Source organism: Streptomyces sp. R33, from assembly GCF_041200175.1.
GTDB lineage: Bacteria > Actinomycetota > Actinomycetes > Streptomycetales > Streptomycetaceae > Streptomyces > Streptomyces katrae_B.
The window spans coordinates 4,823,318-4,835,911 of the sequence record NZ_CP165727.1; the positions used below are offsets into that span (position 1 = coordinate 4,823,318).

Below are 12,594 nucleotides of genomic sequence, written 5' to 3' on the forward strand. Positions count from 1 at the left end.
CGATTCGTCCCTACGATCCATGGCTATGAAGCATCAGCAGGCGGACCTCACGAAGCGACGGGCAGTAGACCTGTGTCGCGTCGCCGCCATGCTCTGTCGATCCATGTGACCTGTGAGCGCTTCCGCTCCATCAGCCGGACGACCGTCCTTCCCGCGTGACCGCACCGCAGCCGCCCCCTCCTCCCCGCTGACGCCTCCCCGCGCAGTGTCCGAGGGCGCCGCCCGCAGCGGCACGCCCCCGCAGCACCCAGCACTTGCAGACCGCTCCGCAGCACCTGCACTGCACCTGCAACAGCACGCCCCGCCGCACACTGCCCCGGAGGAGAACACCATGAGCCGCAGCGACGTCCTCGTAGACGCCGACTGGGTCGAGGCCCACCTGAACGACGCCAACGTCGTGATCGTCGAGGTGGACGAGGACACGTCCGCGTACGACAAGAACCACATCACCAACGCCGTCCGGATCGACTGGAAGCAGGACCTCCAGGACCCGGTCCGCCGCGACTTCGTGGACCAGGAGGGCTTCGAGAAGCTCCTCTCCGCCAAGGGCATCTCCAACGACGACACCGTCGTCCTCTACGGCGGCAACAACAACTGGTTCGCGTCCTACGCCTACTGGTACTTCAAGCTGTACGGCCACCAGGACGTCCGCCTCCTCGACGGCGGCCGCAAGAAGTGGGAGCTCGACTCCCGCGACCTGGTCGACGGCACCGAGGTCCCGAACCGCCCGGCCACCCAGTACAAGGCCCAGCCGCAGGACGCCTCGATCCGCGCCTTCCGCGACGACGTCGTGGCCGCGATCGGCGCCCAGAACCTGGTCGACGTCCGCTCGCCCGACGAGTTCTCCGGCAAGCTGCTCGCCCCGGCGCACCTCCCGCAGGAGCAGTCGCAGCGCCCCGGCCACGTGCCGAGCGCCCGCAACATCCCGTGGTCGAAGAACGCCAACGACGACGGCACGTTCAAGTCCGACGAGGAGCTGACCGCCCTCTACGAGGCCGAGCAGGTCGACCTGTCGAAGGACACCATCGCGTACTGCCGCATCGGTGAGCGCTCCGCGCTGACCTGGTTCGTGCTGCACGAGCTCCTGGGCCAGGAGAACGTCAAGAACTACGACGGCTCCTGGACCGAGTACGGCTCCCTGGTCGGCGTGCCGATCGAGCTCGGCGCCAACAAGTAGTTCCCGGGCACGCGACGCCCCGTAGACCGTACGACCTCTCTAGGACAGGACAGAGAACATGTGTGGAGCACAGATCGGCGGGCCCGACCTCGCGACGCTCAAGCCCGGTGAGACCGCCATCCAGGGCCAGGTGACCAAGGACGGCGAGCCCATCAGCGGGTACGTGCGCCTGCTCGACTCGACCGGCGAGTTCACGGCCGAGGTCCCGACCTCGGCGACCGGCCAGTTCCGCTTCTACGCGGCGACCGGCACGTGGACCCTGCGCGCGCTGGTCCCCGGCGCCCAGGCGGACCGCGCCGTGGTCGTGGCCGAGGCCGGCGGCGTGACGGACGTGGCGATCGCGGTCTGACGACCGCGCTGCGCACGCAGCGGCAGCTGAACCGGCCGAAGGGCCGCACCCCAGGGGGTTGGACGCCACTGGAACGGGGTGCGGCCCTTCGCGCCGTCCCGGCCCTGCGCATCGCCCGCCTCCGGCCCTACCCTTGAGGCATGTACGCCCGGCGGCGCCGCGTCTACTTCCTCCTCATGGGCGGATGCATCTTCCTGTTCGTCTCCGCCTGGTCCTTCGTGCGGCTGTTCTCGGTCGAGGCGGCCGTGGCCCTGTGCGTGGTCGCCATGGTCATCCCGCCGGTCGCCGCGATGATCGCGAACCGGCGCGGGCCGGACGACCGCTGGTGGGACGACCCCTCGGGCGACCCGAAGTCCGACGAGTGGTGGGACGAACTGGACGGAAAACGGCGTCACGAGGACTGAAACCCCCAGACATCAAAACGTGACAAGCATTCGTACAACCGCTCCCCCCACGGACGGGTCATGGGTACGCACGGGTACCCACCCAGTGCCTCACGTCCTGTGGGGGGACTTCCTTTGGAACACGAACAGACCCTTCCTGAGCAGCCGGAAGGGGAGGAGACCGCAGCACGCCGCCCCCGCGGCCGCAGCCGTACGGTCCTCCTGATCGCCGGCGCCGCCGTACTCGGCGTGCTCGCGGGCACGGTCACCGGCTACGCGATCCAGTACGACCGCGAGCCCACCCCGCTGCCGCCGCTGGCGCAGCAGAAGATCGACCAGCCGAAGCCGCAGGCTCCGAACGAGTCGACGAGCGCCCGCTCCCTCAACGCCAGCCGCTGGCACAAGACGGACGACGACCTGGCGAAGCTGCTGATCGAAGCCCCGGCCGGGGCGGAGGTCCGCTCCTCGGGGACGGTGTCCCCGGACGAGTTCTCGGCGGACTACTACGAGAAGCCGGGCAGCGGCCTCGGAGGCCAGCTCCGGCACGACGTACGGCGGATCGCCGAACTGCGATGGGCGCAGGACGACCGGAACTTCGTCACCGTCCGGCTCTTGCAGTACCGGGAGCGCTCCGGCGCCGACTGGTACCAGCACGCCCACGACTACCTGGCGGAAGAGAGGTACACGGGCAACTCGGGCAAGGACCTGCCCGGCGTGCCCGCCGACTTCGGCCACCTGTGGGTGGACTCCGCGCCGCGGGAGAAGCCGGGCTACCTCCCGGTGAAGGCGGCCCGGGTCCTCGCACGGCGCGGGGACATCGTCATGGAGGTCAGCTACATGAACAACCGCGGTGTCCTCGACGAGAAGGACATCGTCGAGATCGCGAAGCGACAGTTGGAGCGGCTGTGAGCGACCCGCAGGACAGCAAGGGCGTGACGGCGGAGGCGGCCGAGCCTGCTGAGGCCGCCGAGGCGGTCGCAGCAACCGGGACGGCTGCGCCGGACGCACCGGCCGAGGCGACGGCACCGGCCGAGGCGACCGCACCGGCCGCACCGGCCGAGGTGACCGCCCCCGAGGCGGCGTCCGCCGGCGCGCCGCGGGCGCGGAGCCGCCGGACCGTGGCGCTGATCGCGGGCGGGCTCGGCATCGCCGTCCTCGCCGGCGGCGCCCTCTGGGCCGCCGGGCGGATGGCCGACGCCGACCGCACCGCGCCGACCCGGTACTGGGTCGCGGAGAGCGCCGATTCCAGGCCCACCGGTACGCCGGAGCCGGTCCCGACCGTGCCGCCGAACGACCTGACGGGCAAGCTGCTGCCGCTGTCCGCCGATTTCGAGCTCGGTCCCGACCTCGACGCCGAGGGCAACGACTTCTACGTGTCGGGCGAGCGGGCGCTCCAGACCGTCAAGGACGCGGACACCGGGCTCTCCGGCGAGGAGCGGGCGCAACGGGACAAGGCGCTGGACGGACTGAAGCTCAAAGGCGTGGCCGCCCGCAGCTACCACCATCTGCGCGACCAGCAGGTGATGGAGATCCAGCTCACCCAGGCCGACCCGCAGGCCCTCGCGAAGTTCTCCGAGTTCAGCAAGAAGATCCTCGAGCTGCTCGGCGGTGACCGCGACGCGCCGAAGATCGAGGGCTTCCCCGACGCCAAGTGCTCCCTTTCGGTCCTCGGCAAGGAGAAGAAGGAGGAGCAGCAAAAGATCGACACCATCGACTGCGAAGCCCTCCAGGGAGACGTGCTGGTGAGCTTCCGGATGTACGGGCCGAAGCCCTTCTCCGCGAACGACGCCGCCGGCCTGTTCAAGCAGCAGCTGAACCACCTGAAGTCCCCCGGGGAGTCCGTGTGACCGAGCAGAACACCGCCGACACCACTGCCGTGGCGGAGCCGCCGGCACCGGCCCCGGCCCCGGCATCGGCACCGGCCGAAGCAGCGGCGCCGACCGCCCCCAAGGACCGTCGCAAGCTCTTCGCCGCCCTGCGGTGGACGGCCGCCGTCGTGGTCTTCGCCGCCGTCGGCACCGGGGTCACGTACGGGATCAGCCGGGCCGAGCGCACCGACCTCCCCGGCCTGTCCACCAAGGACGACGGCCGCTGGGTCTACCCCGCTCTGGCCAAGCCCGCCCTGCCCGCCGGCGCCCCGCTGCCCGCGGGCAAGGACAACAAGGACGACAGGCACTACGCGCCGCTCACCGGTCTGCTCCTGCCCGCCCCCGAGGGCGCCGAGCCGGATGCCGGGCTCAAGGCGGACAAGGACCTGCTGGTGTCCACCGACGCCTTCCTCGAGGAGTACGCCCCCGACAGCCGGGCGAAGCTGAAGGAGGGCCTGGAGTACGAGGGGCTGCGCCAGATCGCCGGCCGGGGCTGGACCACCCCCGACGGCACGCGCACGCGCATCTACCTGCTGCGCTTCCACTCCTCGGGCTTCGTGAACGCCTTCCGCGGCTGCAACATCAACACGCAGCTCGCCGGCGCCCCGGTCCTGGAGATGGACCTGACCTGGAGCAAGGTCAGGTCCACGCAGCCCAGCATGGAGGGGCAGGCGGTCGGCTACGCCGGCACCCTCACCAGCAGCGCCATCAGCCTGTACCAGGAGCCCAAGTCCGCGGGCGGGGGCGAGCAGACCAAGCTCGGATGCCTCCAGGCGGGTGACGTCCAGGCCGTGATCCTCCAGACCCGCAAGGGCGAGGTGGCCGCCGTTCCCTTCCACCAGACGGTGGTCCTGCAGGACCAGCTGCTGGGCTGACCGCTCGCAGGAGGGGGCTGCGGCCTACCTCACGGAGTGCGCCGGTCCCCGGGCCAGTAGGCTTGGGGACCGGCCCCGTACACGCCCCCATCACTCCGAGGAGCACCCCGTGCTTGAGGCATTCTTCACCTCCCTGCTGATCCTGGTCTGCGTCGGCGTGCTCGCCTTCACCGGCCTCGCAGTGAAGAAGCTGTACCAGGGCCAGCGCTGATCTCCGATCGGCCGCCCTCCCGGACCCGGAACCCCTCCCCACAGATCGCCTGAGCAGCCACACATGATCCAGATCCCGTCCGACCTGAACCCGGGCCTCGTCCCCCTCGCCTTCCTCCTCGGCACCTGGGAGGGCGCGGGCGTCTTCGACTTCCCCGGTGAGGAGAAGTGCAACTTCGGCCAGGAAGTCGTCTTCAGCCACGACGGCCGGGACTTCCTGGAGTACACCTCCCACAGCTGGGTCCTCGACGCCGACGGCAACAAGGTGCGGCCGCTGGAGTCCGAGTCCGGCTACTGGCGCATCGACAAGGACCGCAAGGTCGAGATCGTCATGGTCCGCGACCAGGGCGTCGTCGAGGTCTGGTACGGCGAGCTCGCCGACCAGAAGCCGCAGATCGACCTGGTGACGGACGCCGTCGCGCGCACCGCGGCCTCCGGCCCGTACAGCGGCGGCAAGCGGCTCTACGGCTACGTGAAGAGCGACCTGATGTGGGTCGGCGAGAAGGCCACGCCGGACGTCGAGCTGCGTCCGTACATGTCGGCCCAGCTCAAGAAGGTCGTCACGCCCGAGGAGGTCGCCGAGATGGCGCGCAACCTGCCGGACATGCCGGACGACGGCATCGCCTTCTTCCGCTGAGCCGCTGAGCCTGCGACGCGTCGAACGGCTTTCCACAGACTGTGCAAGAAGGGGACCACGGGCCGGCCCGTGGTCCCCTTCTCGCGCTTACACTGGCCGGGTGGGGACCATCGGAGACACCGGCAGTGCTGACTGGAAGACCGACCTGCGGCAGCGCGGATACCGGCTGACCCCGCAGCGCCAGCTCGTGCTGGAAGCGGTCGACACGCTGGAGCACGCGACCCCGGACGAGATCCTCGCGCACGTGCGCAAGACCGCCTCCGGAGTGAACATCTCCACCGTCTACCGCACGCTGGAGCTCCTCGAGGAGCTGAAGCTCGTCTCGCACGCCCACCTCGGGCACGGCGCCCCCACGTACCACCTCGCCGACCGGCACCACCACATCCACCTGGTCTGCCGCGAGTGCACCGAGGTGATCGAGGCGGACGTGGACATCGCCGCCGAGTTCACCGCGAAGCTGCGCGCCACCTTCGGCTTCGAGACCGACATGAAGCACTTCGCGATCTTCGGACTCTGCAGGAAGTGCGCCGCGAAGCAGCACGACGCTCCGGCATAGGAGCGGGCCGGGCCGGGTCGTAGGCTGGTGGCATGACCAGCAGCCCCTTGCTCCATCTCCCCGGCGCCGTACCGGCCGAAGGCCGCGACGAGGGCGTCGCCGCCCACTACGGAGAGCTGTACGGCGAACAACGCGCGCTCGCCGACGGCCGCGGTTTCGTGGACCTCTCGCACCGCGGAGTCGTCACCGTCACCGGACCGGAGCGGCTGAGCTGGCTGCACTTGCTGCTCACCCAGCACCTCACCGAACTCCCGCCCGGGCAGGCCACCGAGGCGCTGATCCTCTCCGCCAACGGCCACATCGAGCACGCGCTCTACCTCGTCGACGACGGCGAGACCGTGTGGGCGCACGTGGAGCCCGGCACCCAGGAGGCGCTGATCGCCTACCTGGAGTCGATGAAGTTCTTCTACCGCGTCGAAGTGGCCGACCGCACCGCCGACTTCGCCGTCGTGCACCTGCCGGCCGGCTCCATCGCCGAGGTCGCCAAGGAGTACGCCGTACGGGAGACCGCGCACGGCCGCGACGTCTTCCTGCCCCGCGCCGAGCTGGAGGCCTTCGCCGCCGCGCACGGCCCGGCCGCCGGGCTGCTCGCGTACGAGGCCCTGCGCGTGGAGGCGCACCGGCCGCGGCTCGGCCTGGAGACCGACCACCGCACCATCCCGCACGAGCTCGGCTGGATCGGCACCGCCGTGCACCTCCAGAAGGGCTGCTACCGCGGCCAGGAGACGGTGGCCCGCGTCCACAACCTGGGCAAGCCCCCGCGCCGCCTGGTCTTCCTGCACCTGGACGGCTCCGAGGTGCTGCTCCCGGCACACGGCACCCCGATCCGGCTCGCCGCCGACGGGGAGGAGGGCCGCCAGCTGGGCTTCGTGACCACCGCGGTCCGCCACCACGAGCTGGGCCCGATCGCCCTGGCGCTGGTCAAGCGGAACGTGCCGGTCGACGCCCCGCTGCTGGCCGGGAAGACGGCCGCCGCGCAGGAGGTCGTCGTGGCGCCGTAACGGCGTCTAGATGTCGATGACGATGGTGAACGGGCCGTGGTTGGTCAGCGAGACGCGCATGTCCGCGCCGAACCGGCCCGTCTCCACCGTCGCCCCCAGTGCGCGCAGCTGCGCGACGACCTCGTCGACCAGCGGCTCCGCGACCTCGCCGGGCGCCGCCGCGTTCCACGTGGGGCGCCGGCCCTTGCGGGCGTCCCCGTAGAGCGTGAACTGCGAGATCACCAGAAGCGGCGCACCGATGTCGCTGCAGGACTTCTCCGCCTCCAGGATCCGCACGGACCACAGCTTGCGCGCCAGCTGCGCCGCCTTCTCCGGGGTGTCGTCGTGGGTCACCCCCACCAGCACGCACAGCCCCTCGCCGACGATCTCGCCCACGGTCTCGCCGGCCACGACGACGCTCGCGCCGTCCACCCTCTGCACCACTGCTCGCATACCACCTGTGTATCAGGCGTGCACCCATCAGGGGCCGATCGGGTGGAGTGGGACTGCACCTGCACCACGGAGAGTGGCACGATGCACGCAGGCGGTGCTTCCCTCCGGTCCCACGGGCCGGGCGAGACCCCATGCACCGGTCGAGGGGACGGACACGTTCACATGAATACTTCTGGTACCTCGGTACCTGCATCACCCGTACCTGCATCATCTGCGGCCACTGCGGCCGGCGCGGTCCGACCGCCCGCGCAGCGCACGGGCGAGGAGCAGGCGCCGACCACGCCCGCCACCGCGCTCGGGCTGCCGGAACTGCGCACGCTGCGCCGCGACGCGCAGCGCGACGAGGCCGATCTGAGCTACGTACGCAGACTCCTCCAGGGCCGGATCGACATCCTGCGCGCCGAACTGGCCCGGCGCAGCGACCCGGAGGCGCCGGTGACCCCGGAGCCGCCGGTGGTCGACCGGCTCTCGGAGATCCTCGCCGACGCGCCCTCCAGCCGCAGCGCCTCCGCCCGGCACGTCACGCTCGGCACCCCGCACAGCGAGGAGTTCCGGCTGCTGGCCGCGGAGATGCTGTCCGACGTGGAGCTGTCGGACCTGGACGCCCGAACCGACGGCGAACTGCACGAAGCGATGGGCCGGTTGGTGCGGTACGAGCAGCAGGTCTCGCGGCGCCGGCAGCAACTGCAGCGCACGGCGGACGACTGCAGTACGGAGATCACCCGGCGCTACCGGGAGGGCGAGGCGCAGGTGGACGACCTGCTGGTGTAGGCGGTCCGGGCGCAGGGAAATTCAGGCGACTGGGCCCGGGGCTGCGGTTAGCGTGGCCGGTTATGAGTGCAGACGTCCGGCCGATCGCCGCATCCGAACTCCCCGAGTGGCTCCGAGCCGTGAACACCGGCTTCCTGCGCCCCGAGCGCGTCACCGAGTCCGACGTCGCCCAGCGGGCCGAGCACACCGACCTGGAGCGCACGCTGGGCGCCTTCGACGCCGGCACGGGCCGCTGCGTGGCCACCTTCCGCTCCTTCGCCCAGGAGCTGACCGTCCCGGGCGGCGCGGCCGTGCCCGCGAGCGCCGTCACCAATGTCGCCGTACTGCCCACGCACCGCCGCCAAGGCCTGCTGACCCGGATGATGGCCGCCGAGCTGGCGGCCGCGCAGGCCCGCGGCGACGTGGTGGCCACGCTGATCTCCGCCGAGTACCCGATCTACGGGCGGTACGGCTTCGGGTCCGCGGCCTCGATCGCCGAGTGGGAGATCGACGTGAGCCGCACCGGGCTCGATCCGCGCTGGTCCGGGCCCGCGGACGGCGGGAGCATCGAGCTGGTGGACGTGGCCGAGGCACACGCGCTCGGCCCCGGGCTGCACGAGCGGCTGCGGGCGGTCTCGCCGGGCGCGGTCAGCCGGGACGCGCGCTGGTGGCGCCTGGCCTGCGGGCTGGAGGAGACGTCGCTGCGCCCGTACAAGGACAAGTTCCACGCCGTGTACCGGACGGCGGACGGCGAGCCGGCCGGCATCGCCGTGTACACGGCCGATGACCACTGGACGGACGCGAAGGTCCCGCTCAACACCGTGCAGGTCAAGGAGCTGATCGCGCTCACGCCGGAAGCGGAGCGCGCCCTGTGGCACTTCCTGTGCTCCATCGACTGGGTGCTGAAGGTCCGCACCGGCTACCGAGCCCCAGACGACCTCGTCCCGCATCTGCTGCCCGACCCGCGCGCGGCCACGATCGTGACCGCCTCGGACTTCCTGTGGGTGCGGGTGATCGACGTCGTACGGGCCCTGGGCGCGCGGACGTACGCCGTGCCCGGGGTCCTCGTGCTCGAGGTGACGGACGCGGCGGGGCCGGCCGCGGGCCGCTACCGGCTCGACGCGGGCACGGGGGAGTGCACGGTCACCGAGGAGCCGGCGGACCTGCGGCTCGACGTGTCGGAGCTGGGTTCCTTGTACCTCGGCGACGAGTCGGCGGTGCGGCTCGGGGCCCTGGGGCGGATCAGGGAGGAGCGGCCGGGGGCGCTGGCGCTCGCGGACGCGGTGTTCCGCACGGCCCGCCGCCCGTGGTGCCCGACGATGTTCTGATGCCGCGGGCACGAGGGGACATGACAGGGCATGGGATTGTTGGTGCACGACCGAGGAGTGGGCTGAACTACGTGGCTTCGATTGTGGAAACCCTGCGCGCGGCGGGTTGCGTCTTCGCGGAGGAGGAGGCGGAGCTGCTGACGGCTGCCGCCGAGGACGACGGCCACCTGGCGGACCTGGTGGCCCGCCGGAGCGGCGGCGAACCGCTGGAACACGTCGTCGGCTGGGCGGAGTTCTGCGGGCTGCGCATGCGCGTGGGCGAGGGGGCGTTCGTACCGCGCCGGCGCACGGAGTTCCTGGTGCAGGAGGCCGTGGCGCTGGGCCGGCCGGACGCGGTGGTGCTGGACCTGTGCTGCGGGGTCGGCGCGCTGGGCGCGGCGGTGGCGGCGCAGCTGGGCGGCCGGGTGGAACTGCACGCGGCGGACATCGACCCGGCGGCGCTGGCGTACGCGCGGCTCAACGTGGCCCCCTACGGCGGGCGGGTCCACGAGGGCGACCTGTACGCCGCGCTCCCGGACTCGCTGCGCGGCCGGGTGGACCTGCTGGTGGTCAACGCCCCGTACGTGCCGACGGAGGAGATCGGGCTGCTCCCCCCGGAGGCCCGCGACCACGAGCCCCTGGCCTCCCTGGACGGCGGCGCGGACGGCCTGGACGTCCACCGCCGGGTCGCGGCGGGGGCCCTGCCGTGGCTGGCGCCGGGCGGCCGGCTGCTGATCGAGACGAGCGCCCGCCAGTCCCCGCAGACGGCCTCGGCCCTCTCGGCGGCGGGCCTGGCCGTCCGCGCGACCACGTCGGAGGAACTGCACGCCACGGTGGTGATCGGCACCCGCGCGGCATAGGCCGGCACGGCCGGAAGGCCGGGCAGCACCAGGACAAAGGCTCGGTTCCTATTCGTAGACCTGCGCGGCACCGAGCTGCTGGGCGACCGACCGCCAGGTGACCGGCTCGAGTTCGTGGGCATGGGGGGTGGCCGCGAGCCATGCGGCCCAGGCGTCGAACCACGCGTGCGGGGTGCCGTGAGCCCAGCTGCCGCCGTCGCCGGCCCACAGGCCGCGGGCGGCGCGGGCGCGCATCTCCCGCCTGTCGCGGGCGAAGTCCACGGCCAGCGTCGCCAGGTACCGGCGCAGGTCCGCCGCGTCCGACACCGCGTCCTCGTCCGTCGGGGGCTCGGCGAGCGCGGGGTCCCGACGCGGCTCGGCCGTGCGCGCCCGGTACAGCTGGCAGGCCAGCCCGCGCCAGCCGCCGCCGAGCGACGCGGCGGCGTCGAGGTGCCGGTCCAGTACCGTCACCCAGCCCCACAGGAAGCCGTCGACGCCCCGGTCCGCGCGGGCGGCCCCGTCCTCGGCCGAAAGCAGGAGCAGGTACGCGACGAGGTCGGGGCGGGACTCCACACGCTGCCACGCCTCGACGTTCCCGGGTGCGGTCATGGGGTGAGCGTACGGACAACGCGGTGACGGGGCGAACGAGTTGACCGGTCGGGCGGTCCTCCCCCGTCCGGGGGAGGACCGGCCGACCGCGGCTCCTTCCCCGGGCGGCTCCGAGCCGGTTCCCGGGGCCGATGTACGGGCACCGGCCGGCCGACACGATGGTGTACATGACGAACACTCAGCAGATCGGCCCCACCGCTGCGCCGGCGCCCCGCTGGGCGGTCCGGGCCGCGCACGCCACCGCGCTGCTCACCCTTCCGTCGGGCATCTGGCGCCTGCTCCTGGCCGCGGGCTTCCTCGCGGGGTACACCGAGACCGGCTACGCGGCCGCCGGACTGCCCGGCTGGGGCCGGGTGATCGTGGCCGCCGTCAGCGTGGGCAGCGAGCTGCTGGCGCTGCTCACGCTCGGCCTGGTCCGGCCCTGGGGCGAGGTCCTCCCGTCCCGGGTCCCGTTCTTCGGCGGCCGCCGGGTCCCGCCGCGGCCGGTCACGGTGGTGGCCGGCGCCGGGGCCGTCGTCCTGACCTGCCTGTGGACCCCGTTCCTCCTGTGGTGGACGCTCCCCAATTCGGACATGACCCCCGTGGGGGCAACGGTCGTGGGGTTCCTCTACCTCCCCCTTGTCGCCTGGGGGCCCCTCCTGGCGGCCGTCACGGTTTCCTATCACCGCCGCCACCGCCGCCTTAGGCTGGCAGCGTGAACCTCGAGGACCTCGTACGGCTGCGCCGGGCCCGGGACGCGATGGACCGCGACTACGCGCAGCCCTTGGACGTCCCGGCGCTGGCGCGGGTCGCCCTCATGTCGCCCGGGCACTTCTCGCGCAGCTTCCGGGCCGCCTTCGGGGAGACCCCGTACAGCTATCTGATGACCCGCCGCGTCGAGCGGGCCAAGGCGCTGCTGCGGCGGGGCGACCTCAGTGTGACGGAGGTCTGCTTCGCGGTCGGCTGTACCTCGCTCGGGTCGTTCAGCTCCCGCTTCACGGAGCTGGTCGGCGAGAGCCCGAGCGCGTACCGGGCCCGCCGCCACGACCCCGGCGCGGCCGTCCCGGCGTGCATCGCCAAGATCCACACCCGGCCGGTCCGAAGGGGCACGGTCGCGGGCGGAGGAGCGGAAACGGGCGCCCGCCCGTAGCGTCGGTGGCATGGAGATCAAGCTGTCCCAGTGCTTCATCGCCGTCGACGACCACGACAGGGCGCTCGCCTTCTACCGCGACGCCCTCGGCATGGAGGTCCGCAACGACGTGGCCTTCGAGGGGATGCGCTGGGTGACCATCGGCTCACCCGCGCAGCCGGACGTGGAGATAGTCCTCGAACCGCCGGCCGCGAACCCGAACGCCTCGCCGGCCGACAGGCAGGCGATGGCCGAGCTGCTCGCCAAGGGCATGCTGCGCGGCGTGATCTTCTCCACCGACGACGTCGACGCCGCCTTCGAGCGCATCCGCGCCGCGGGCGGCGAGGTGCTCCAGGAGCCGGTCGACCAGCCGTACGGGGTCCGCGACTGCGCCTTCCGCGACCCGGCCGGCAACATGCTGCGCTTCAACCAGCCGCGCGCCGGTGGGTGATTTTGCAAGCAGGCGCTTGCAATAGTTAGCGGAGTCCGGCAG

Annotated in this window: 18 protein-coding genes; 16 read left to right on the top strand and 2 right to left on the bottom strand. The window is 72.1% G+C overall.

Annotated features, from left to right (window positions below; translation table 11 throughout):
- Positions 1-25: 25 nt before the first annotated feature.
- The 10 genes from AB5J51_RS22110 to AB5J51_RS22155 all read left to right on the top strand — a co-directional run bounded on the left by AB5J51_RS22110 (position 26) and on the right by AB5J51_RS22155 (position 7,056).
- A complete protein-coding gene (locus AB5J51_RS22110) occupies positions 26-109 on the top strand; it encodes a putative leader peptide (protein WP_350206375.1) in 84 nt (27 codons plus the stop codon).
- 222 nt (positions 110-331) lie between these two features.
- Entirely contained in the window at positions 332-1,177 is an 846-nt protein-coding gene (locus AB5J51_RS22115) for a sulfurtransferase (protein WP_030300854.1), read from the top strand.
- 58 nt (positions 1,178-1,235) lie between these two features.
- A complete protein-coding gene (locus AB5J51_RS22120; RefSeq protein WP_030300852.1) occupies positions 1,236-1,526 on the top strand; it encodes a DUF1416 domain-containing protein in 291 nt (96 codons plus the stop codon).
- Positions 1,527-1,666: 140 nt separating this feature from the next.
- Positions 1,667-1,930 carry a DUF3099 domain-containing protein gene (locus AB5J51_RS22125; RefSeq protein WP_030300849.1) on the top strand — a complete coding sequence of 88 codons (264 nt, stop codon included), beginning with the start codon at positions 1,667-1,669 and terminating at the stop codon, positions 1,928-1,930.
- Between the two features lie 114 nt (positions 1,931-2,044).
- On the top strand, positions 2,045-2,818 hold the full coding sequence (locus AB5J51_RS22130) for a hypothetical protein (RefSeq protein ID WP_369778449.1): 774 nt from the start codon (positions 2,045-2,047) through the stop codon (positions 2,816-2,818).
- Complete coding sequence (locus AB5J51_RS22135) at positions 2,815-3,756, top strand: hypothetical protein (RefSeq protein WP_369778451.1); 942 nt, start codon at positions 2,815-2,817, stop codon at positions 3,754-3,756. Before AB5J51_RS22130 ends, AB5J51_RS22135 begins: the two co-directional genes overlap by 4 nt.
- Entirely contained in the window at positions 3,753-4,652 is a 900-nt protein-coding gene (locus tag AB5J51_RS22140) for a hypothetical protein (protein WP_369778453.1), read from the top strand. Before AB5J51_RS22135 ends, AB5J51_RS22140 begins: the two co-directional genes overlap by 4 nt.
- A 274-nt stretch (positions 4,653-4,926) precedes the next feature.
- Positions 4,927-5,499, top strand: coding sequence for an FABP family protein (locus AB5J51_RS22145; RefSeq protein WP_030300838.1), 573 nt, complete (start codon positions 4,927-4,929; stop codon positions 5,497-5,499).
- Positions 5,500-5,599: 100 nt separating this feature from the next.
- The gene (locus tag AB5J51_RS22150; protein WP_369778454.1) at positions 5,600-6,055 is read left to right on the top strand and encodes a Fur family transcriptional regulator; all 456 of its coding nucleotides are present in this window, start codon (positions 5,600-5,602) and stop codon (positions 6,053-6,055) included.
- Between the two features lie 32 nt (positions 6,056-6,087).
- Positions 6,088-7,056, top strand: coding sequence for a folate-binding protein YgfZ (locus tag AB5J51_RS22155; protein WP_053787896.1), 969 nt, complete (start codon positions 6,088-6,090; stop codon positions 7,054-7,056).
- A 6-nt stretch (positions 7,057-7,062) separates the two neighbouring features.
- On the opposite strand, the gene dtd is transcribed toward AB5J51_RS22155, so the two are convergent.
- Entirely contained in the window at positions 7,063-7,488 is a 426-nt protein-coding gene (dtd, locus tag AB5J51_RS22160; RefSeq protein ID WP_053787895.1) for a D-aminoacyl-tRNA deacylase, read from the bottom strand.
- A gap of 162 nt (positions 7,489-7,650) precedes the next feature.
- Between dtd and AB5J51_RS22165 the strand changes: the two genes are divergently transcribed.
- The 3 genes from AB5J51_RS22165 to AB5J51_RS22175 all read left to right on the top strand — a co-directional run bounded on the left by AB5J51_RS22165 (position 7,651) and on the right by AB5J51_RS22175 (position 10,405).
- Complete coding sequence (locus AB5J51_RS22165; protein WP_136225780.1) at positions 7,651-8,259, top strand: AmfC protein; 609 nt, start codon at positions 7,651-7,653, stop codon at positions 8,257-8,259.
- 62 nt (positions 8,260-8,321) lie between these two features.
- Positions 8,322-9,566 carry a GNAT family N-acetyltransferase gene (locus tag AB5J51_RS22170; protein WP_369778456.1) on the top strand — a complete coding sequence of 415 codons (1,245 nt, stop codon included), beginning with the start codon at positions 8,322-8,324 and terminating at the stop codon, positions 9,564-9,566.
- Positions 9,567-9,586: 20 nt separating this feature from the next.
- The gene (locus AB5J51_RS22175; protein ID WP_053787892.1) at positions 9,587-10,405 is read left to right on the top strand and encodes a putative protein N(5)-glutamine methyltransferase; all 819 of its coding nucleotides are present in this window, start codon (positions 9,587-9,589) and stop codon (positions 10,403-10,405) included.
- 48 nt (positions 10,406-10,453) lie between these two features.
- Here AB5J51_RS22175 and AB5J51_RS22180 read toward each other — a convergent pair whose 3' ends face one another.
- On the bottom strand, positions 10,454-10,993 hold the full coding sequence (locus tag AB5J51_RS22180; RefSeq protein ID WP_136225777.1) for a hypothetical protein: 540 nt from the start codon (positions 10,991-10,993) through the stop codon (positions 10,454-10,456).
- Between the two features lie 167 nt (positions 10,994-11,160).
- On the opposite strand from AB5J51_RS22180, the gene AB5J51_RS22185 reads away from it, so the two are divergent.
- From AB5J51_RS22185 to AB5J51_RS22195, 3 genes are read left to right on the top strand one after another with little or no spacing between them, the layout of a single operon-like run.
- Positions 11,161-11,691 carry a hypothetical protein gene (locus tag AB5J51_RS22185; protein WP_234382332.1) on the top strand — a complete coding sequence of 177 codons (531 nt, stop codon included), beginning with the start codon at positions 11,161-11,163 and terminating at the stop codon, positions 11,689-11,691.
- Positions 11,688-12,122: a helix-turn-helix domain-containing protein gene (locus AB5J51_RS22190; RefSeq protein WP_136225776.1), complete on the top strand. Its 435-nt coding sequence runs from the start codon at positions 11,688-11,690 to the stop codon at positions 12,120-12,122. The genes AB5J51_RS22185 and AB5J51_RS22190 overlap by 4 nt, the downstream gene beginning before the upstream one ends.
- Positions 12,123-12,132: 10 nt before the next feature.
- Positions 12,133-12,552 carry a VOC family protein gene (locus tag AB5J51_RS22195; protein WP_369778459.1) on the top strand — a complete coding sequence of 140 codons (420 nt, stop codon included), beginning with the start codon at positions 12,133-12,135 and terminating at the stop codon, positions 12,550-12,552.
- The last annotated feature ends 42 nt before the right edge of the window (positions 12,553-12,594 follow it).